Source organism: Coleofasciculus sp. H7-2, from assembly GCF_042747725.1.
In the GTDB taxonomy this organism is placed as follows: Bacteria; Cyanobacteriota; Cyanobacteriia; order Cyanobacteriales; family FACHB-T130; genus FACHB-T130.
Map to the genome: position 1 here is coordinate 47307 of NZ_JBHZGO010000116.1, position 19143 is coordinate 66449.

Here is a 19143-nt window from a genome sequence, read left to right on the forward strand (position 1 = left end):
AGAAGACTGAGTAAGAATTTTAGTCCATTTCAATGGACTTGAGCTATGAGCCTTGAACTTGAGTTCAAGGCAGACTTTAGGCTACACAAAGAGCGCACTCCAACAACTTCAGTTACTTTCCCAAACAATACCGCTACTTGGTCGCCACACCTGCGATTTGAGGACTAACAATTGGGAGATCAAGCTCAAACTTTTCGTAATTGAGACGGTCAAAACCAGCATTTTCTAATGCTACCCAAGTTTCTCGGTCTGGGTTGCAACCATCGGCAAGAAATTTCCACACTGGACGCACTCCCTTCTGTACCCGTCGCAAGAAAGTGTCTTGGGGTGCGGCGACGTGTTCGATAAACAAGAAGCGTCCACCGGGTTTGAGGACTCGCAAGATTTCATTGAAAGTTGCTGTTAAATCCGGTACCGAACACAAGACAAGGGTACTAACGACCGCATCTATACTGTTATCTTCAGCTTCCAGTCGTTGGGCGCTAATACTGCGAATATCGAGATTGTTTAAGCCATTCCGTTCTGCTTCTTTTCGGAGATAAGGATGCATATACGGGTTCGGTTCGATGCCAATCCAGTGAATGTCTTTGGGATAATAAGGGAAGTTCGCACCCGTTCCAGGGCCAATTTCCAACACATCGCCGTGCAAGTCAGAAAATAGATTGCGCTTGCGATCGCTTACCAGTTTTTCATAGCCAGCGTTGCCTTTGTATAGCAACCAGGCAAATAAGCGCTTATTCCAGCAACAGGGACTTTGCATTTGCAACTCTATAGAAATTTGCTTATTATCTACGACAGATGTCTTCAAACTTAGACTAGCTGCTGACCTGGTGCTGAGTAGCTGTACAACCGCTTGGGGCATGGCATTGCCATGCCCCTACTTGTAGCAATCCTTAGCGAATCGTTAACTTAAATGTGTATCTGGAACTGGTCAGCTTGTAAGGCTGTGCAACCACAACCCGGTAATCGCCTGTTGATGTTGCCTCGAAATAACCATCTTGTGGGTCTTGGAACACTTCTCCGTTAGGCCACACGAAGGAGAAACCGGACAATCCTTGGTCGTCGTTATCGCCACCAACCCGATCTCCTTCCCACACTACTTCTGTAATGATGGTTTGACCTTTCCGTGCCCTAAAAATATAGGTGTCTTTTTTGCCCAGCGGCACCGCTCCCTTAATCGTAGTAGAGCTTCTCCCCCGTGCAAACTGTACGCGCCGATTCACGCCGGTTCGTGGTTCGGCTGCAATTTGTAGGGTAGTATCGCCTACGTTACTCTTAGAAAGATTAACACCGGAGGCGTTTTTAGTGGGTGCTGTCGCCCATGCTTGGGAGTTCAACAATAAAAATGCGCCTGCACTTAGTAGCGCCAGCGTCGAGGCATATTTGCAATTAAATTTACGGAAACCGAATGCCATGTGTTAACCTTCCTTTGAACTGAAGACGAGTTGTCGGCATCTGCACTTAGCACCCTTCAATTGCCTGCTTTGGTGGTTCTTCAAATCGACGAAAAGCATTTCCAGAAATCAGGCAAAAACCAAGGCTCGTTAGGGTTACAGAGCTTTACAGAGCGTGTGTGCGCGGGGAAGGAAAATAGTCATTAGACGCAGGAATGACCAATGGCAATGATGAAAACTTACGACTGGATTGTTGTCGGCGGCGGCATTACAGGCGCGGCGCTGGCTTACGAACTGGCAATCAAAGGCTTCTCGGTTCTTTTATTAGAGCAACACGCCTCACTGCAAGGTGCCACCCGCTATAGTTATGGTGGAATTGCCTACTGGTCAGGGACGACTGAGTTGACGCGACAGTTATGTGCTGAGGGAATTGAGCGTCACCGCATCTTATCTGAGGAATTAGACACCGATACCCAGTTCCGCGAATTGGATTTAATTTTGACGATTGGTACTGATGATGATCCGGAGAAAGTTGTTGCCAACTACGCTGATTTTGCAATTCCGCCTCGGTTACTGGGCGTTGCAGAAGCTTGCGAGATGGAACCGCTACTAAATCCAGATGCGATCGCAGCTGCTTTAACTGTCCGTCACGGTCACATTGAACCAGAAAAAATAACTCAAGGCTACACTCAAGCTTTTCGCCGCGCTGGGGGTGAGGTGCAAATCGATCGGGTGGTGGAACTACTCGGCAAAGGCGCAAAGATTCAGGGAGTCAAAACCGCAACTGCAACCTACCACGCTGCCAAAACCGTTATTTGTGCCGGTGCCATGAGTCGGATGCTACTCAAAGCTGCGGGGATTCCCATCCGCTTGTATTTCACCCATACCGAACTCATCGAAATGCCACCCGTTGATGTGCAGTTGCAGACAACGGTGATGCCAGCAGAAATAAAACGCTTTCAACTAGAAGCAGAAGCAAGTATACCTGAGCGCGATCGCTTATGGGATGAACCCGATTATGAACCTGTTGCACCTATTCTAGATGCCGGTGCGATTCAGTTCAAAGACGGCAGTTTACGCATCGGTCAAATTAGCCGAGCGATCGCAAACCCCAACGCTAAAATTGATGCGGTGGAAAGTGAAGCGAATCTCCGTGCTGCGGTGGGTAAAATCTTACCGGCACTAGAGAATCTACCCGGAAAGTGGCATCACTGCTTGGTTGCGTTTAGTAGCGATCGCCTTCCCTTAGTTGGCGCACTCAATAACGTGGACGGCGCTTATCTCTTCTCCGGATTCTCAAATCCCTTGGTATTTGTACCATCTTTAGCCAAGCATTTTGCGAGTTGGGCAGCAGGTCAAGAAGACGAAGTTCTAAACAAATTATCGCCCCTACAGTTGTATTGAAAGTAACACTTTTAGCGTACTCTTGTGGACAGATGAATTGTCCTCGTAGTGTGAGTCAATGCAATTTATCTGCATCAATGCGGTTAATTATTGCTGAAGTTATTGGGATTGCCGATAAGATTAAACGCTGGAATAATCGCCATATTATTATTGAGCAGATATCCGCTACAAGCTTCAGCCTATAGCGATACAATCCCTATTAGCCTGCTCTCGTCAGGCTTTGTTTGTATAGCCGCGAATGCGAGTCGTCAGGCGTTTTTACTACCTCAATCAACTTTTCTAAAAGCGCTTCAGCTATGACAACCACCAGTTTATTGATTTTTGCGATCGCTGGACTCTTTGCCGGAATTCTCGCGGGATTTTTAGGCATTGGCGGCGGTACGGTTCTTGTCCCGTTATTAGTCGCTTTGAAATACACACCCGTGCAAGCCGTTGGCACCAGTAGCCTAGCAATTTTAATCACGGCAATTTCTGGCAGCGTCCAAAACTGGCGGATGGGGTTATTCAGCTTCCAAAGAGTGATTGCCATTGGATTTCCGGCTGTAGTCACTGCACAAATTGGTGCTTATTTAGCCACCCAAATTCGTCCCTATTTACTACTAGCAGCTTTCGGCTGCTTACTACTTTTAAATGTTTACTTAGTTGAACTACGCAAGCAGCTAACAGCCAAGAAGAAGCAGGAAGAAGAACAACTAAAAACTCAAGGCAGCCACGAATCTAGCATCCCTAAAAATTCAAATATCTTCTTCAATCCAAATTTTGCCAGAATTGCGACTGGCAGTGCCGCTGGGATACTAGCAGGTTTATTTGGTGTAGGTGGCGGTGTAATTATGGTGCCGCTGCAAATTTTACTTTTAGGAGAAACCATCAAAGTCGCCATTCAAACCAGTTTAGGTGTCATCGTTATTACAGCAATATCAGCTAGTATAGGACACGCTTTCAGAGGCAATGTTTTGTTATTTGAAGGACTTCTTTTGGGTTGTGGTGGCTTTTTGGGAGCGCAAATAAGTACGCGGTTTCTACCCAAATTACCCGATAAAATCGTCAGCTTAGCCTTTCGCAGCCTGTTAGGTATTTTATCAATTTATGTTTTTTGGCAAGCATGGCAAAACTATAACAACTTTAAAATTTAAACTTGCCTAAAAACTCTTTTTAGAGAAGTTTAAACTTTACTAAAAATAAGTATATTTCTATATTTTTTAAACTTATTTTTATTAATTTATATATAAGCAAGCCGGATTTTTTAAAACGATTTGCAACGGTAACGGATAAGATTAAATTGAAGATTTTCGTAGGGAATGGTTGACGCAGGAAACCCAACATCTGCATGGGTTACGCTATCGCTAACCCATGCTAAAAATAATTCAGGACTTACGCAAATAGCACCACATAGTGTGGGCAACCACAGGGGGATTGCCCCTACAAAACGCTATATGTATAAGCTTTGCTTAAGCCCTGAATTAATCCCACTTACTAAGCAACCAAAATTTATATATCGTCAGATTTTGGTAGGGAATGGTTGACGCAGGAAACCCAACATCTGCATGGGTTACGCTATCGCTAACCACTACTACAAATAATTAATCCCGCTTACTAAGCAACCAGAATTTATATATCGTCAGTGGTCAGTGGTTATTGGTCAATTGCAATTGGCTAATAACTACTGACTCATGACTCCTGACTAATAACTAAGCATAGAAACCGTTTCTTTCTCTCGAACCTTTAGCAGGCGACAAGCGCATCTGAACGATTCAGAACTCTTAAATCCTCCTCATCCAACTCGACGGGGACGCCGCTGCGAATTAGTTCCACAAAATCCTCGTTGGGAACCATAAAGCACAGCGTATACAAGCGATCGCCACCTGTATTTTCAATTTTATGAATCCCCGTCGGCGGTACTAATAAGCTGTCTCCAGGGCGCATGGGGACGGTTTTGCCGTCGCAAGTCGCCAGTCCTTGCCCCTTGAGGACAAAAAACATCTCCACAGCCATCTGGTGACGATTGGGAGGAGTTTTCCCACCAACATCAAAAATTTCTACACAAAAAGTTAATGAAACGTTAGCGCTTGCCGGATCGAAGACAATCGCTAACCGATTGCTATCCTCAGGACTGATGCGAAAGGCTTGATAGTCTCTAGGAGACTTGACGACCGGAATCATGCAACGAGACGAGTCCATCGGGCATTTCTCCTCTAAAAGAGATCGGTTTGGCTAATGACTAATTGTTCGTTACCATTGGCGATTAGCATTAGCGATTAGCCAACTTAATTGTTTCTACGATAGCTTGAGAATCTGCCACGAAACCAAAACACTGTTTTACGTTATAAAGAGTGGCTTGCCAGCAATACTCTGGGGATGTGGTAGCAGTACCATCCTTCACCAAAATACAGTCATAGCCGAGAAAGTTAGCATCTTGCAGAGTTGCCATCACGCACTGATCTGCATTGACTCCGGCAAAGAACAAAGTCGTTTTGCCCAGGTTCCGCAAGATGCTGTCGAGAGGTGTATCCCAAAAACCGCTCATCCGGTACTTATCGACGCGGATATCTTCCGGTTTTTGTTCCAATTCATCCACCACCGCCGCCGCCCAACTGCCCACCATCAGCACTGGCGCACCATTAGCTGGCAGCGGATCTCCTAAACCCACGCCATCGCCGGTGGGATTATAAACATGGCGTATACTGGCGCTGATATTCAGTAAGTCGGGACGGTTCCCCCAGTTAACCCAAATAACCGGAACGTTTACCGTTCGCAATTCTGGCAGCAGCGTTTTGAGAGGATTGATGGGAGTTCGGGCGGGTGTCACGTCTACGCCAATGTGGGCTAGCCAGCCATCTGGATGACAGAAATCATTCTGCATATCAATCACCAAAATCGCCGCTTTTGCCAAATCCAGGCGTAACGTCTTGGTTTCTGTGGCTAGGGTGACAAGTTGCGGTTTTAAAGGAGGGCGCGTGATATCGGCAATTTCTGCATCAACTGCCCAAGCATTCGGCGGTACGCCCAAGGTACGGAGGGGTCGATTCATAGGGAGAGTGCAAGGGGGCAATCTTGAGGAATACTACTTTTTCTGCCCAGGACTCTTAAATTTTTCTATTTCTTAACTTCAAGGGATAAATGCGCGAGTTCTACACTACAGAAGGTTTGGAGATATTCCCAGACCTAACCCCCAGTCCCTTCCCTACAAGGGAAGGGAAGCCATTTTCAAAGCCCCTCTCCGTATCGGAGAGGGGTTTGGGGAGAGGTCTGCCGACTTGTATGTACAACACGGTAGCGCTGTTCACGGGGAGGGTTGGGGAGAGGTTGCGGAACAAGAATGAAACAATCTTGTTGCTTAAACCACCATCGGTAACTCTTGAAAGCTACTTTTTAGTAAAGTTTTATCTTCCTCGGCGCGGAGGAGTCCCATTACCCGATCCTTATAATCCTGAAACAGAGGATTGCACTTAATGTCATAAGTGCGATCGCTTGGCAGTTTTATACTTAATTCTTCTTTAACCGTACCTGGACGCGAACTCAGCACATAGATGCGTTGAGATAGAAAAACTGCTTCCTCAACATCATGAGTAATCATAAATATTGTTGTCCGCGTGCGTTGCCAGACTTGCAGTAAAAATTGCTGCATCGCTTCTTTCGTCTGGACATCCAACGCCCCAAACGGTTCATCCATCAGTAAAATTTTAGGTTGCGAGGCTAAAGCGCGGGCGATCGCTACCCGTTGCTTCATCCCACCTGAGAGTTCCTTCGGAAGTGCTTTTGCAAACCCAGACAATCCCACCACATCTAGATAATAAGCCACCCGTCGCCGTCGTTCTACCGAGGAGACACCTTGCAGCTTTAAGCCAAATCCCACGTTATCTGCAACACTCATCCACGGATACAGCGTATAGCTCTGGAACACCATACCACGGTCAGATCCCGGTCCCATCACCCGCACCCCATCGACCAAAACTTCCCCCGCCGTGGGAGTATCCAATCCAGCAATCAAGCGCAGCAACGTTGACTTGCCAGAACCCGAAGCACCCACCGCACAGATACATTCTCCCTCTTCAATATGCAAATTGATATCTTTGAGAGCAACGAGCGAACCGCGTCTGGTTTTGAATTGTTTATGGAGTTGAGAAACTTGCAAATGCATAATCAGTGACAATTTTAAGTTTTAGATTGAATTGCCCGATGTAATCGTCATTGGTCAGTAACACCGAACTAATCATTCAAAACCAATGACTATTGACCATCTATTTTCTTAATCATTAGCCCACTTACAAGACACGCGCAGTAACAATCGAAACAAAAGATCGATAGTCAGACCAATCAAGCCAATCACAATCAGCCCCGCAAAAATTTCATCGGTTTTGAGAAATCTTTGGGCAACGCTAATGCGGCGACCCAAGCCTTCTGTCGCTGCCACTAACTCGGAAACGATGACTAAGTTCCAAGAAGCTGCCATATTGACGCGACCCGCATCAATGATACTCGGCAGAATAAAGGGAAAAATTACTTGCAATAAAACTTGCTTTCGCTGACCGCCCAAGGTGTAGGAAGTTTCCAATAACTCTTTCGGTACAAACTTCACCGCATCCATCACCATGAGCGTATTAAAAAATAGCGTTCCGATAAAAATTAGCAGAATCTTGGGTTCTTCTCCCAGACCAAAATACAAAATTAGTAAGGGAATAAAAGCCGGTGCTGGCATATAACGCACAATGCCAATTATCGGTTCCATCAACGCTCGAATGCTGGGAAAAGTTCCCATCAATGTCCCTAAAGGAATTGAAATCAGCGCCGCCAGAAAAAAGCCACTCAGAACGCGAAACAAGCTATAGGCAATATCTTTTTGCAAATCGCCAGTTGCTAAAAGCCTCTGAAAAGCGCCCCAAACTTGAGCTGGAGTCGGCAAAAATAAAGGCGCGACTATCCCAGAGTTGGATACTATCCACCAAAGAGCAACCGGGATGCAAATTGACAGAACCATTAAAGTCCATGCCAAATTTTTAGGAATCTCCTCACCAATGCGCCAGAAGACGCTAGGCGATAACATTTTGCGAGGACGAGCGGAATTAGTTTCCGGCAAATCTTCAGCGTAGCGGTTCATGATTTTTGCTTTGCCGCGTAGGCTTTGATAAACTGATCGTCAAATATTTGGCTGAGATTCGGAGTTTGTTTAGTTAACTTAGCCTTGATTAGAAATTTGCTAATTTCTTGAGCGGCGTAACCCAAAGATGCCATGTCATTACCGGGACTAAATGCTTTCAAGTTGTTTTCAATGCTAAAGATTTTAGTCCCGGCTTCGTATTTCTTGTATTCGTCAACCGCGACACCAGCGCGTTTTGCCATCGTGGCGTAAGCTTTGTCAGGATTGCTGCGGATAAACGCCAACGTGTCGAACCAAGTATTGACCAAAGCTTGCACGTCTTGAGGACGTTCGTTAATCAGTTTTCGACTAACAGTTAAATGATCGGGAATTGCTCCTGGAAAGTCTTTAGAACTGAATAATTCTTTACTTCCAGCCCGTTCTAGCGCCTTGCTCGTGAACGGTGCAAAAACTCCAACTGCATCCACTTGACCCGCAACAAAAGCAGCTGCGGCTGCGCCTGTTTCTAAGGGTTGAAAAGTAATATCAGCTTGGGTTAAACCCGCTTTTTTCAGTCCTAAAAGTAGCAAGAAATGATCGACGGTTCCTTCTTCAGCAGCAATTTTTTTCCCTTTGAGGTCGGCAATACTATTGATACCTTCCCGAACAATAATTTTGTCGTTCCCGGTTGAATTGTCATTGACTAATATAATCACTTGATCGGAACCAGCAGCCACTGAGCTAATCGTGTCATTCAAGGTTTGGGTATTAGCACTTAGCTGACCAGCATTGAGGGCGTTAATGGAATCTAAATAGCCATCGAACCACTTCAAATTCACATTAACTTTGTTCGCCTCAAACAGTTTTTCTTCTTGAGCCACCTGCCAGGGCAACCACCCAGGCCAGACACTGAAACCCATTTGAATTGTTTCAGTTTTTGAGGATGTAGTGGTTTGCTGAGGGTTAGCACAACTAACGGTAATGACGAGGCTGAGCAAAAAGACCGAGAATAGAGAAAGTAACTGGCGGGTCTTCATTGAGTCTCACTTTTTACTAGCAGGCTCATTAGGCGGGTAGCATTTCGGTTGCCGTAGCAGATGGGTGTTGATTTAAAACTTGCGATTTTACCCAATCAAACCAGTTTTCTAATCCCTCACCCGTCTTGGCAGAAACCGCAATAATTGTGACATGAGGGTTCATCTGACGAACGTTGGCGGCAATACGATTAATATCAATATCGAGATAAGGAGCCAAATCAATCTTGGTAATTAACAAACAATCTGCTTCTTGAAACATTACCGGATACTTGAGCGGCTTATCTTCTCCTTCAGTCACGCTCAACAAAGCAACTTTAACGTGTTCTCCCACTTCAAACTCAGCAGGACAAACTAAATTACCGACATTTTCAACCAGCACTAAATCAAAATCAGAAGGATTATACTGGTGTTCTAGTTGATGAATTCCTCCAGCTACCATCTTGGAATCCAAGTGGCAGGAACGCCCCGTATTAATTGCAATGACAGGGACTCCATATTGACGCAAACGGTCGGCATCCAACTCCGTCGTCATATCCCCCTCAATTACGGCGATTTTCAACTCATCTGTCAAAACAGCAAGCGATCGCTCTAACAGTGCCGTTTTACCCGCCCCAGGGCTACTCATAATATTGAAACAAGTAATCCCCCACTCATCGAAATGCGCTCGGTTACGATCGGCTCCTTTCTGATTAGCATGGAGCAAGTTAATTCCTAATGCAGCGTCAAATGTTTGATGCATAAGCGTTTTTATTTACCTCGTCAAAACTATACTCAATCCGGTCAATTTTCAGTTCTCTACCTGAGCGAATATCCTCCATCGGTGAGTGACACTCAGGGCAGCCGTATTGCAACCCAACTTGTGGTGCATATTCTTGTTTGCAGCGATGACAAAAGGCAATCAGCGGTGTTTCCTGAATAACCAGTTCTACCCCTTCCAAAAAGGTGTTGTAAGTCTGTACCTCAAAAGCAAATTGTAGACTGACAGGTTCCACACAAGTGAACTTACCAACAATTAAGTGAATCTGGGAAATATGGGGGCGATCGCTCTGAGATTCCCACCAATCTTTTACTGTTAAAATGAGCGCCTTTGTCATGTCAGTTTCGTGCAAGGCTCAACTCCACTCTGCAACTAATTCTGGTTGGGCGTAGGGGTGAATGTATGCGGCTTTTTCTTTTCGCGGTAACTGTCCTGACAGCACCAGATGCGCCATCGTGTCGCAAATCACTCGCGTCGCCATCAAAGATGTCATGTCACTGATGTCATAAGGGGGCGACACTTCCACCACCTCAAGTCCGCAAACGGGTGCTTTCTGAACAATTTTGCCCAGCATATAAAGAGCCTCGCGGGGCAATAATCCGCCCGGTTCAGGCCAACCAGTTCCAGGGACAAAACCGGCATCAATGCAGTCAATATCAAAGCTGATATAAACGCAGTCTGTTCCGTCTAAAGCCCTTTCTAGAGCGAAGTTTACCGCTGCATCCAAACCCATTTCTGTGATGTCTGTAACTGTCAGAATATTTGTGGCTCGTTCTCGACAGACTTTTACACCCTGACGCGGCACTTGCCAGCCACCTATCCCTAATTGCACAAGGTTTTTTGGATTGGCATTTTTGATGTTTGTGGCATGGAACCAAGGGCAGGTGTGCATGCGCTCATCGAGGTCTGTTTCCTGGGTATCGACGTGGCGATCGAAGTGAATAATCCCCAGTTTTTTATCGCCTAAATGGCGGCAAACTCCCCGCACTGTTGGATAACCAATTGAATGATCGCCTCCCAAAATTATTGGAAAAGCACCGGAACTAAAGATGTGAGCAATTCCTTTAGAAATTTGGTCAAATGACTTTTCGTTATTTCCCGGAATTGTGAAAATATCTCCAACATCACACAGGGTAATTTGCTCTCGCAAATCAACGCCTAGTTCAAAGTTATAGGGGGTATACAAAGCAGAAATCCGCCGAATTCCTTGGGGACCAAAACGGGTTCCAGGTCGGTAGGTGGTGCCAGAATCGTGCGGTACGCCTACAATTGCAACATCGTATTCACCCACTTTTCGCACATCTTCTATATAAGGTGCTTTCAGGAAGGTGTTAATGCCTGCGTAGTGGGGAAGTTCGCCGCGAGAGAAAGTGGAAATAGAGCGATCGCGTATACTTTCTGCTGCCTCTAATCCAAACTCTAACCCTTTTGCCACCTCCTGTTGCCAGCCTGTCATTGGCAGATGGGTTTCTTTTTCAAGGGCGCGACTCGCTTCAGTAGACGGCGGTTGCAAATCCGAATTCGAGTTTTGAGAATTAATTTCAGTCATGTTTGAAAAAATGGGATGTTCGTCAATCTAAAAGCTCTATTTTTTATCCCAAGTCCAAAAAAAGACTTGCAAAAACTATAGCCCGGGTAAGCCATAACAGATAAGCCTCTGCTATGTACCTCCCGGGCTTTTCTCCCGCCGTGTAACCAGTCCGTGTTTCAATTTATAAAAACACTCCATGACTGGTTCGCTTCTCTCGGACCAGTCGTTTAAATCTTGAGACTTAAACCGGAACCCTAGAAGCTATTAATTTGTTTTTACCCGATAGCTAGCAATAGTTTGTTGGGATGAACTTTGAAAGCTTAAATGTATAGATATCAATAAATTTTGAGGATGAATGTAGTCAAAGCTACAATTTTGCGGATTTTCCCCTAGAGGTAAACCAGAGTCTAGATAGCGATCGCATCCTACAGCCGGGATTTCGCCACCGAGAAGGCTCAAATCGCACTGGATGCTACAGCCAAACCTGGATGAAAACTACTCCAGGTTTGGCGCATATCAGCGCCCAGATTTTAGGACAAACTTGCCCCTGCATTTGACTCCAGCCTTTCCCCCAGATAGGCTCCACATTGATAGGAAGATACCAAGCCGGAGATGTCTTGTGTAGCCGTAGCCGCGCCTACCCCGCGAGAGCGACTCTCGCCCGGAAAGCTTTAGTCTTCGTGATCTTCAAACGGATCGTTCAATTCCTTGGAAGGAGGTCCGAAAGCAGTGTAGATGGTGAAGCCAGTGATGGCGACGAGAAAGGCAGCGATACAAATGCTAAGAACTGTTGCGGGTTCCATAGGTGAGATAATTTATGAGAGCAGTTCCTATACAATATTACAAAACGTTAAAAACTTCTGTCGAGAGTGATCCTAGGAAAGCTATGGCACAACGGACTTGGTTAGGAGATGTCCTCAAACCCCTGAACTCTGAATATGGGAAAGTATCTCCGGGTTGGGGCACTACGCCATTGATGGGCGTCTTTATGGTGCTATTTTTGGTCTTTTTACTGATTATTCTGCAACTTTACAACTCCTCACTCCTCGTTGAGGGTGTTGATGTCGATTGGAAAAGCCTAGGCCGTTAATCGACTGCAATCTGGCGCGAAGCCCTTGAGCTTTACTTAAAACGCCACGATTAAAAAACACTTATGCTTTCCCGGCTAGACCGGGTTTTTTTGTCAGTTCTATACTAAAGTTAACGTTTGCACGAAAAATCCTATGAATATCTTTGGCATCGGTCTGCCGGAAATGGCGCTAATTATGGTTGTGGCTCTTTTGATTTTCGGTCCCAAAAAGTTGCCAGAAATTGGTCGCAGTATGGGCAAGGCAATTCGCGGCTTCCAGGAAGCATCTAGAGAATTTGAAACCGAGTTCAAGCATGAAGCAGAGCAGATAGAACAAGCTGTCAAGACACTTCCCCAGTCTGACTCAGAGAAAGTGGCAAACGGGAAGTCAGAGAATCACGCAACTAGCTCATCGCAACACAGCTAAAACTGGCAATTCTCGTTCCGACTATAGCGGTTCTCACTTGAGTGCAATATATAGGAACCTCACCCCCAACCCCTCGATTTTCACCCAGAGTGGGGAATATTGAACCCCTCTCCGTTCACGGGGAGGGGCAGGGGTGGGGTTAAACCTTACTGCATCCAATAGAGAATTGCTATAGGGATGGAAAGGGGGTAGACGTTAATTGGCAGCGACTGGTAGAAAGCCATACTTCTGCAATATCTGCTGCCCTCTGTTACTGGTAACGAAGTTGATGAATTCTTTTGCCTGCTGGGAATTTTGACTTTGCTTGACAACCGCTATCCAATAGCGGATAGGTTGAGTTGATTCAGGGGAAATTCTGCTTATCACCTTCACTTTTTTAGATATAGCCGCATCCGTCGCGTAGACAAGGGCGGCGTCAACATTCCCCTGCTCCACATAAGTCAAAACTTGACGCACATTGTCACCAAAAACCAACTTTTTTTCTTTTTCCAGTTTGGTATAAAGATTTTCTTTTTCCAGAACTATTTTTGCGTACTCTCCCGCTGGCACTGTAGCTGGATTACCAATTGCTAAGCGTTTCAGACGACCATCCCTTAAGTCAGATAGTTTCTTCAGCCAAGGGGTTTGAGCGGTAGTTGCCACCACGACTAATTGATTACGGGCAAACGTTTTGCGAGTTTGGGGAAGCAACAAATTCTGCGTTTCTAAAGCATCCATCGGTCGAGCTGCTGCACTCGCAAATACATCAATTGGGGCACCCTGTTCGATTTGCTTTTGCAAGAAACCAGAAGCGGCAAAATTGAAGTTAACTGTAAAGGTAGGAAGCTGAGCTTGAAAGGCTGTGGCAATCTCTGTAAAAGCTTCGGTCAACGAAGCAGCAGCAGCAACAGTCAGCCTGGTAGATGTAGATTCAGACTTCTTTGGGGAGAGAGCTGGGGCAGTGCAAGCCCCCAGCAGAAGACTCACAACCAGACTCAGCAGGATTAGAGAGGGTAGCACAGCGAACCTATTGGCATTCTCCGGGCACTTGCGTGGCATCAAAGAATAACTCAAGCGTTTTCTCCCTAGCAAAAACTATGATTTGTGGCTTTGATGTTCTTGAAGCATATCGCTTCAGCGCTCCGCTTTGCCATTGAGTTCGGGTTTACCAGGAACTTCAAACTTGTAACCGACGCCCCGAACCGTTTGAATTAATTCAGGCTGAGTAGAGTCGATTTCTATCTTCTTGCGAATCTGCCCGATATGAACGTCAACTACACGTGGATCTCCTATGTACTCAGAAGCCCAAACTTCTTTGATTAGCTCGGCTCGACGCCAAACGCGACCGGGATGACTCGCTAGGAAATGCAACAAATTAAATTCTAAAGCGGTTAGGGGTACTGGTTGGTCGCCTAGATTTACCTCTCGACGCACTGGATCGATCACCAGCTTGTCAAAGATGAGGCGTTGCTGTTCGGCGACTTTGAGGGGTCGATGGCGCTTTAAAAGTGCCCCCACGCGGACGCCCAACTCCCCTAAGCTAAAAGGCTTGGTAATGTAGTCATCCGCACCTTGGGAGAAGCCGTGGATTTTATCATTTTCGTCGGCGCGACTCGTTAGCAGCAGCACTAATACGTCGGTACGGCTTTGCAATTCTTTGCAGAGTTGATAGCCATTCGCGTCAGGCAAATTCACGTCCAGAATCACCAGGTTTGGGTTGAATTGATCAAACACGGCGCGGGCGGTCTTGCCGTCTTCAGCAGACTCCATTTGATAGTTTTGCTGACTTAAGAAGCGATAGATGAGATTCCGGATGGCAGGATCGTCATCCACGACAAGAATCTTGTGAGTTGCGGAAGCCATGACCATAACTTTCCACTAAGAACTGGATTATGATTAACGGACAGAGATATTTTAAGCAAACAGGTCGAGTCGGGGAAACAAGCGCTTGTGTTCGGCGAAAAATCGCTTCCTCACCTTATTAATGTTCCCAAGCTTAATGGCGTAATGAGCATTTTAGACAATTATCGTCGCTCTCCCCAGTTAGTGAAAATATCTCGTAATCGTCAATTTTCCACGAGCGGCAGTCTGGCGGTTTGTTTTAAGTCTTTTTTGTCTAAAAAAATTAAATTTGCCGAGCGAATCCGGATAAATCATCTGACGGTTAGCTGGTAAACGAATAAAGGTGTCTTTCGGGAGAAGCGCTTGTGTTCAAGGATCAAGCTAAACTAACTTGGAGGATAGGATGAATGTAGGCACTCAAGGCTCAGGGTTAACTGCGATTGGGCAGCGATTTCAGGGACTTGAACGGCTTAGAACAAAGAACCAGTATGACAAAACTTCACGGAAAATGTATAGATACTTTGTCAAATGTAGTAATTTATGACCATTCCATTCTTCAAGAGCCGTAGCACGTTCTCCAATCAGTATGGAAGTATTCCAATCGCGCTCTCATGCGGTCGGCGATACTCTTTTAGCAACGGAAATTAGGGAGTTTTAGGTCACGTAGGTTAGAACGGCTGGCTAACGATACTTTCTTCTAGCCTGAGGAACTGGCAGTGTAGATATGGAGCTAGATTGCCAGAAACGATTGAGTCGATGAAGACTGCTGAAAATAATAGATATCTGGGAGGTTTTGGATGAGCGAGCAAAATCCCTACGAAAAGCTTGGACTGTCAGAAGACGCAACTTTTGAGGAAATTCAGGAGGCGCGATCGCGCCTCGTGCAAGAGCATCATGGCGAGAAGGAGCTTCTGGAAGCGATGGAGACTGCCTACGATGCGATTTTAATGGAACGTCTGAGGATGCGCCAAGAGGGAAAAATTAAGGTTCCGGAACGGATTCGGTTCCCAGAGCGGGCGATCGCGCCTCCTCCCACTTTTGCGCCGACGCCGGTCAACCGCTCCCCAGCTTGGTTGCAAAATCTGATTGATACCCCCAGCTTACAGGAGGTGGCGTGGCCTAGCGGTTTGTTCTTGGCATTGAGCGGCATCACGGTCTATCCAGCTACCAATGATTCTATGCTGCCGTTGAATATGGCGTTAGGGGCTGGATTAACTTTATTTTTGGTCAATCGTAAAGAGCGGAAATTTGGTCGCGCTTTGCTGCTGACGCTGTTTGGGTTGTTCGTTGGGATTGGATTGGGAACGCTGCTCAATAATGTGCTGATGACGCCAATTTCTAATATCGGATTGACACCGGATAAATTCGTCACGCTGGTGACGTTTATTATCCTCTGGCTGGTTAGTAGCTTTCTGCGCTAAAGCTAAGAATTAATCATGAAAAATTAAGAGTTAATCAGAGAATTTTTAATTTTTCATTTTTTATGTTTAATTCTTCAGGCAGCAGCTGACTCAATACGAAATCCACGGCTTCACCGAGATTGTTTACGATCGAGTCTGGCTGGTATTGCTCAAGTTGAGCGCGATCGCGTATCCCGCACAAAACCCCGATGACCTTGACGCCGTGGTTTTTTCCTGCCATCATATCAGCCTCGGTATCCCCGATCATCCATACATCAGAGGCGGAAGGCAGTTCGGCGATCGCTCGTTCCATCAGCAGCGGTTTGTCGTCGATGTCACGAGTCTTCACGTAGTCGTTAGCCAGGTGGTAGCAGCGATTTTTCGGGAAAAATCGCTCTAAGTCGTAGCGACCGAAAGCGTAATCTAACTCCCGTTGACGACGCATGGTCAGTACAACCAAATCGACACCTGCTTGCTGTACTTTTTCCAGGGCGTCAACGGCTCCGGGTGCCAGGGCGTCATAAACTAGATAAGGCATCGTATGCACGGTTTGACGCCGCAGTGCAGCAAATGCTTGGGCTTGATCTTCATCTAGACCGGAAAGCATCCCGATTTGTCGTTCTGGGACGCGCGATCGCTTCAAAACCCAAAACTCATCCTTAGACATCTGACGCACTGACTGATCTTGCCGTCGCGTCTGTTCCAAACAAAACTGGTAAACTTGGTAATATCGCTCCGAAACGTCCATAATTGGGCCGTCGAAGTCACTAATAATTCTTAACATTTTTAGAAGTAGGGCAGTCTGTATTATTAAGATTAATCACAGATTACCCTATTTTTACCAGCCTGCCGATAATTTCCTCAATACAGGCTACCCCGCTTCATCTGCTCTCGCTCAATCGCTTCAAAAAGAGCGCGAAAGTTGCCTTCCCCAAAACCCCGTGCCTGTAAGCGGCGCTCAATTAACTCAAAGAAGAAAGTGGGTTGTTCAAAAATCGGTTGAGTGAAGATTTGTAGTAGCAACGCTTCTGGGGAGTTTTCCTCCCAATCCACCAAAATTTGTTGAGCCGCGATTTTCTGAATTTCAGCCTCCGATAGCTGAAGTCCTTGCCGCTGAAGCAGTTGGGTGTAGTAGGTGCGGGGGACTTGCAAGAAGGGTAGACCGCGTTGACGGAGTAGTGCGATCGCACTCACAATATTGGGCGTTTGTAAAGCAATATGCTGAACTCCTGGCCCCCGATTCACATCCAAAAATTCCTGAATTTGGGAATTAGCCGATGCGGGTTGATTAATCGGTAACTTGACCCAACCATCCGGATGAAGCATCACCTTACTGTCCAGCCCCGATCGTTCGGTTTGAATCGCAAACGACTGCTGGGGTATAAATGCCAGCGTCTTTTCATACCAGGCAACTGCCCGATCCAAATCCCCAGCAGCAACATTCAGCACTACATGATCGATACCGCCAAACGTGACACCGTTGTTGCTACTGCCATCTAACCGCTCGGAATCATCGTCCAATAAGACTTTCCCGCCATCCCAGTCAAGCTGAGGAAAATTGGAAATAAAGTCTCTATTTTGCCGCTCAACAAGCCTAGGCTGCCTTTCTATCAAGGTATGACTCAAAGAACCCCAGGCGGCAATCTTGCCCCACTTCAGCAACACCTTACCCTGTTGTTCCTGGATGGGTTGCAACACCTTAGCGCCCCCATTGACAGCCTTCGTCATCACCCCTTCCACGTCTGGAACGCTAAAAGCGATGTCAGCAACGCCGGGAGGATGTTGGTGTAGAAACTGGGCAACGGAACTAGCGGATGTCAGGGGTGAAGACAGGAAAAAATAGACTGAGCCGCTTTTGACCACTTCCGTGCGAGTGTGGTTGCTTACCCCAGCGGCTACTGCTTGAAACCCCAGCAGTAGCACAAACCAGTCGCGCGACGCTTTGGCATCTTCAACATAGAAGTGAACGTGGTCAATTTTCATGGTTTATTCCAGTCTGAGCAGCTCTACCTGAGTGTAAATTTTGCCCTCTTCCTGGCATTTGCAGGTCATTCTTGAGAAAGAATCCCTCCTTTGATAAAGTGCTGAGTGCTGTAGGCGTTGGGAAACCCAGCCCCTGTTGAGGACTGAGTGGGAGATGGGGAGAGTGGCGAGAGAGTCAGTAAAAGACAGCAGATTTTATACGTGGTGTACTCAGTTGACGATGACTATTTAGAAAAACAGGTGGCTTTCTGGTTGAATATTAATTTCCATCGGCACCGCTTGCGGATCGGCGCTGAGCGCGAACAGAATCGCATCAGCAGCAGTTTCAGGGCTGAGCATCTTTTTTCGATCGACTTTTAGGCTGACATTATCCCAAAAAGGAGAATCAACGCCGCCAAAGTAGAACAGGGTGAACTTGATGCCGAAGCGCTTCAGCTCATCTGCCATACATTTGCTGAAACCCACAACGCCAAACTTCGAGGCACAGTAAGCCGCTGCCATCGCCATTGAGTGCTTGCCCAGAATCCCCACCACATTGCAGATATGACCGCTTTTATGCTCCTTCATTGCCTCCGCTGCTGCCTGACAGGTGTAGAAGCTGCCTTTTAAGTTCACATCGAGCATGGCGTCTAAATCTGCGGGTTCTAACTGGTTGTACTGCTTCATGACGCCAGCGCCCGCCGCATTGACTAAAACATCAATTTGACCAAAGTGGGCGATCGCTTTTTCCATTAGCGTCTCCACCTGCTGCGGTTTAGTAATATCTGTAGGTACGGTTAAGACTTGGGGGAGTCCAGATGCCAAGTTCGTCAACCGGCTGCTATCTCTTGCCGCCAGTACCAACCGCGCCCCCATCGGTGCTAGTTTGCGAGTTAAGGCGGAACCAATCCCGCCAGTGGCACCGACGACGACAACGACTTTATCTTGCATATTCCTTTATATTTCTTTACATCTTCTCCCATCATACTGACCGCGATTCATTCTGCTCAAACCAGTTATTTCTCGTCTCCAGGGTGAGGAAACCTCGCCTAAGAACGCTCTCAGGAGGCTCTGGCTTCGCGCAATCACCGCCAAAGTCTAGGAAGAGGGTGGGGAAAGCCTAGCAGCGCCTAAGCGCGGCAGTAGCCCACACAGTAGGCATTTCCTGGTAGAGCCTCTCAAAGCAGAAACCGAGACAATGAGCAGATTTCCCAGTTTCAAACCTTGACATTTCGTAAAAATCGAGGCTGTGATGGACAAAGTGCGT

The 19143-nt window shown here is 46.6% G+C and carries 22 protein-coding genes and 1 riboswitch; of the genes, 6 read left to right on the forward strand and 16 right to left on the reverse strand.

Going from position 1 to position 19143, the window contains the following annotated elements; all coding sequences use genetic code 11:
* Positions 1–133: 133 nt before the first annotated feature.
* Both ACFW2W_RS27715 and ACFW2W_RS27720 read right to left on the reverse strand, forming a co-directional pair.
* On the reverse strand, positions 134–760 hold the full coding sequence (locus ACFW2W_RS27715; RefSeq protein ID WP_378185452.1) for a class I SAM-dependent methyltransferase: 627 nt from the start codon (positions 758–760) through the stop codon (positions 134–136).
* Positions 761–893: 133 nt separating this feature from the next.
* A complete protein-coding gene (locus tag ACFW2W_RS27720; RefSeq protein ID WP_378185388.1) occupies positions 894–1415 on the reverse strand; it encodes a hypothetical protein in 522 nt (173 codons plus the stop codon).
* Positions 1416–1625: 210 nt separating this feature from the next.
* Here ACFW2W_RS27720 and ACFW2W_RS27725 point away from each other — a divergent pair, with 210 nt between their 5' ends.
* The 3 genes from ACFW2W_RS27725 to ACFW2W_RS27735 all read left to right on the forward strand — a co-directional run bounded on the left by ACFW2W_RS27725 (position 1626) and on the right by ACFW2W_RS27735 (position 3931).
* A complete protein-coding gene (locus ACFW2W_RS27725) occupies positions 1626–2798 on the forward strand; it encodes an NAD(P)/FAD-dependent oxidoreductase (RefSeq protein ID WP_378185454.1) in 1173 nt (390 codons plus the stop codon).
* A 32-nt stretch (positions 2799–2830) separates the two neighbouring features.
* Positions 2831–2983, forward strand: coding sequence for a hypothetical protein (locus tag ACFW2W_RS27730; protein WP_378185390.1), 153 nt, complete (start codon positions 2831–2833; stop codon positions 2981–2983).
* Between the two features lie 111 nt (positions 2984–3094).
* The gene (locus tag ACFW2W_RS27735; protein WP_378185392.1) at positions 3095–3931 is read left to right on the forward strand and encodes a sulfite exporter TauE/SafE family protein; all 837 of its coding nucleotides are present in this window, start codon (positions 3095–3097) and stop codon (positions 3929–3931) included.
* A gap of 589 nt (positions 3932–4520) precedes the next feature.
* On the opposite strand, the gene ACFW2W_RS27740 is transcribed toward ACFW2W_RS27735, so the two are convergent.
* The 9 genes from ACFW2W_RS27740 to psbN form a co-directional block, all read right to left on the reverse strand.
* Entirely contained in the window at positions 4521–4976 is a 456-nt protein-coding gene (locus tag ACFW2W_RS27740; protein WP_378185394.1) for a cupin domain-containing protein, read from the reverse strand.
* Between the two features lie 70 nt (positions 4977–5046).
* Positions 5047–5826: a cysteine hydrolase family protein gene (locus ACFW2W_RS27745; RefSeq protein WP_378185396.1), complete on the reverse strand. Its 780-nt coding sequence runs from the start codon at positions 5824–5826 to the stop codon at positions 5047–5049.
* Between the two features lie 306 nt (positions 5827–6132).
* The gene (locus ACFW2W_RS27750; protein WP_378185456.1) at positions 6133–6936 is read right to left on the reverse strand and encodes an ABC transporter ATP-binding protein; all 804 of its coding nucleotides are present in this window, start codon (positions 6934–6936) and stop codon (positions 6133–6135) included.
* 108 nt (positions 6937–7044) lie between these two features.
* On the reverse strand, positions 7045–7893 hold the full coding sequence (locus tag ACFW2W_RS27755; RefSeq protein WP_378185398.1) for an ABC transporter permease: 849 nt from the start codon (positions 7891–7893) through the stop codon (positions 7045–7047).
* The gene (locus ACFW2W_RS27760; RefSeq protein WP_378185400.1) at positions 7890–8909 is read right to left on the reverse strand and encodes an ABC transporter substrate-binding protein; all 1020 of its coding nucleotides are present in this window, start codon (positions 8907–8909) and stop codon (positions 7890–7892) included. Before ACFW2W_RS27760 ends, ACFW2W_RS27755 begins: the two co-directional genes overlap by 4 nt.
* Before the next feature lie 28 nt (positions 8910–8937).
* Complete coding sequence (gene hypB / locus ACFW2W_RS27765; RefSeq protein WP_378185402.1) at positions 8938–9648, reverse strand: hydrogenase nickel incorporation protein HypB; 711 nt, start codon at positions 9646–9648, stop codon at positions 8938–8940.
* Positions 9632–10018, reverse strand: a complete 387-nt coding sequence (gene hypA, locus ACFW2W_RS27770) for a hydrogenase maturation nickel metallochaperone HypA (RefSeq protein WP_378185404.1) — start codon at positions 10016–10018, stop codon at positions 9632–9634. The genes hypB and hypA overlap by 17 nt, the downstream gene beginning before the upstream one ends.
* A gap of 3 nt (positions 10019–10021) precedes the next feature.
* On the reverse strand, positions 10022–11215 hold the full coding sequence (gene speB, locus ACFW2W_RS27775) for an agmatinase (protein WP_378185406.1): 1194 nt from the start codon (positions 11213–11215) through the stop codon (positions 10022–10024).
* A 117-nt stretch (positions 11216–11332) separates the two neighbouring features.
* Positions 11333–11466, reverse strand: a riboswitch (guanidine-I (ykkC/yxkD leader).
* Between the two features lie 402 nt (positions 11467–11868).
* Positions 11869–12000: a photosystem II reaction center protein PsbN gene (gene psbN / locus ACFW2W_RS27780; RefSeq protein ID WP_378185409.1), complete on the reverse strand. Its 132-nt coding sequence runs from the start codon at positions 11998–12000 to the stop codon at positions 11869–11871.
* Positions 12001–12083: 83 nt separating this feature from the next.
* Here psbN and psbH point away from each other — a divergent pair, with 83 nt between their 5' ends.
* Both psbH and ACFW2W_RS27790 read left to right on the forward strand, forming a co-directional pair.
* Complete coding sequence (gene psbH, locus ACFW2W_RS27785; protein ID WP_190411417.1) at positions 12084–12287, forward strand: photosystem II reaction center phosphoprotein PsbH; 204 nt, start codon at positions 12084–12086, stop codon at positions 12285–12287.
* A 133-nt stretch (positions 12288–12420) separates the two neighbouring features.
* Positions 12421–12693: a TatA/E family twin arginine-targeting protein translocase gene (locus ACFW2W_RS27790; protein ID WP_378185411.1), complete on the forward strand. Its 273-nt coding sequence runs from the start codon at positions 12421–12423 to the stop codon at positions 12691–12693.
* 195 nt (positions 12694–12888) lie between these two features.
* On the opposite strand, the gene modA is transcribed toward ACFW2W_RS27790, so the two are convergent.
* Positions 12889–13692, reverse strand: coding sequence for a molybdate ABC transporter substrate-binding protein (modA, locus tag ACFW2W_RS27795; RefSeq protein WP_378185413.1), 804 nt, complete (start codon positions 13690–13692; stop codon positions 12889–12891).
* 114 nt (positions 13693–13806) lie between these two features.
* Positions 13807–14541, reverse strand: coding sequence for a response regulator transcription factor (locus tag ACFW2W_RS27800; protein ID WP_378185415.1), 735 nt, complete (start codon positions 14539–14541; stop codon positions 13807–13809).
* Between the two features lie 770 nt (positions 14542–15311).
* On the opposite strand from ACFW2W_RS27800, the gene ACFW2W_RS27805 reads away from it, so the two are divergent.
* The gene (locus ACFW2W_RS27805) at positions 15312–15935 is read left to right on the forward strand and encodes a CPP1-like family protein (protein WP_378185417.1); all 624 of its coding nucleotides are present in this window, start codon (positions 15312–15314) and stop codon (positions 15933–15935) included.
* A 34-nt stretch (positions 15936–15969) separates the two neighbouring features.
* On the opposite strand, the gene ACFW2W_RS27810 is transcribed toward ACFW2W_RS27805, so the two are convergent.
* From ACFW2W_RS27810 to ACFW2W_RS27820, 3 genes are all read right to left on the reverse strand, one after another.
* Positions 15970–16698 (reverse strand): HAD family hydrolase, encoded by a 729-nt coding sequence (locus ACFW2W_RS27810; RefSeq protein WP_378185419.1) that lies wholly within the window; start codon positions 16696–16698, stop codon positions 15970–15972.
* Between the two features lie 77 nt (positions 16699–16775).
* Positions 16776–17897 (reverse strand): 4-hydroxyphenylpyruvate dioxygenase, encoded by a 1122-nt coding sequence (gene hppD / locus ACFW2W_RS27815; RefSeq protein ID WP_378185422.1) that lies wholly within the window; start codon positions 17895–17897, stop codon positions 16776–16778.
* A 228-nt stretch (positions 17898–18125) separates the two neighbouring features.
* Positions 18126–18827: an SDR family oxidoreductase gene (locus ACFW2W_RS27820; RefSeq protein ID WP_378185424.1), complete on the reverse strand. Its 702-nt coding sequence runs from the start codon at positions 18825–18827 to the stop codon at positions 18126–18128.
* Positions 18828–19143: the final 316 nt, after the last annotated feature.

Coding starts and splice junctions, on each gene's coding strand:
- ACFW2W_RS27805 (WP_378185417.1), top strand. CDS start 15,312: ATGAGCGAGCAAAATCCCTACGAAAAGCTTGGACTGTCAGAAGACGCA.
- ACFW2W_RS27820 (WP_378185424.1), bottom strand. CDS start 18,827: ATGCAAGATAAAGTCGTTGTCGTCGTCGGTGCCACTGGCGGGATTGGT.
- ACFW2W_RS27790 (WP_378185411.1), top strand. CDS start 12,421: ATGAATATCTTTGGCATCGGTCTGCCGGAAATGGCGCTAATTATGGTT.
- ACFW2W_RS27735 (WP_378185392.1), top strand. CDS start 3,095: ATGACAACCACCAGTTTATTGATTTTTGCGATCGCTGGACTCTTTGCC.
- ACFW2W_RS27730 (WP_378185390.1), top strand. CDS start 2,831: ATGAATTGTCCTCGTAGTGTGAGTCAATGCAATTTATCTGCATCAATG.
- ACFW2W_RS27745 (WP_378185396.1), bottom strand. CDS start 5,826: ATGAATCGACCCCTCCGTACCTTGGGCGTACCGCCGAATGCTTGGGCA.
- ACFW2W_RS27810 (WP_378185419.1), bottom strand. CDS start 16,698: ATGTTAAGAATTATTAGTGACTTCGACGGCCCAATTATGGACGTTTCG.
- ACFW2W_RS27725 (WP_378185454.1), top strand. CDS start 1,626: ATGAAAACTTACGACTGGATTGTTGTCGGCGGCGGCATTACAGGCGCG.
- psbH (WP_190411417.1), top strand. CDS start 12,084: ATGGCACAACGGACTTGGTTAGGAGATGTCCTCAAACCCCTGAACTCT.
- ACFW2W_RS27720 (WP_378185388.1), bottom strand. CDS start 1,415: ATGGCATTCGGTTTCCGTAAATTTAATTGCAAATATGCCTCGACGCTG.
- ACFW2W_RS27750 (WP_378185456.1), bottom strand. CDS start 6,936: ATGCATTTGCAAGTTTCTCAACTCCATAAACAATTCAAAACCAGACGC.
- ACFW2W_RS27715 (WP_378185452.1), bottom strand. CDS start 760: ATGCAAAGTCCCTGTTGCTGGAATAAGCGCTTATTTGCCTGGTTGCTA.
- psbN (WP_378185409.1), bottom strand. CDS start 12,000: ATGGAACCCGCAACAGTTCTTAGCATTTGTATCGCTGCCTTTCTCGTC.
- speB (WP_378185406.1), bottom strand. CDS start 11,215: ATGACTGAAATTAATTCTCAAAACTCGAATTCGGATTTGCAACCGCCG.
- ACFW2W_RS27800 (WP_378185415.1), bottom strand. CDS start 14,541: ATGGTCATGGCTTCCGCAACTCACAAGATTCTTGTCGTGGATGACGAT.
- ACFW2W_RS27760 (WP_378185400.1), bottom strand. CDS start 8,909: ATGAAGACCCGCCAGTTACTTTCTCTATTCTCGGTCTTTTTGCTCAGC.
- hypB (WP_378185402.1), bottom strand. CDS start 9,648: ATGCATCAAACATTTGACGCTGCATTAGGAATTAACTTGCTCCATGCT.
- ACFW2W_RS27755 (WP_378185398.1), bottom strand. CDS start 7,893: ATGAACCGCTACGCTGAAGATTTGCCGGAAACTAATTCCGCTCGTCCT.
- ACFW2W_RS27740 (WP_378185394.1), bottom strand. CDS start 4,976: ATGGACTCGTCTCGTTGCATGATTCCGGTCGTCAAGTCTCCTAGAGAC.
- hppD (WP_378185422.1), bottom strand. CDS start 17,897: ATGAAAATTGACCACGTTCACTTCTATGTTGAAGATGCCAAAGCGTCG.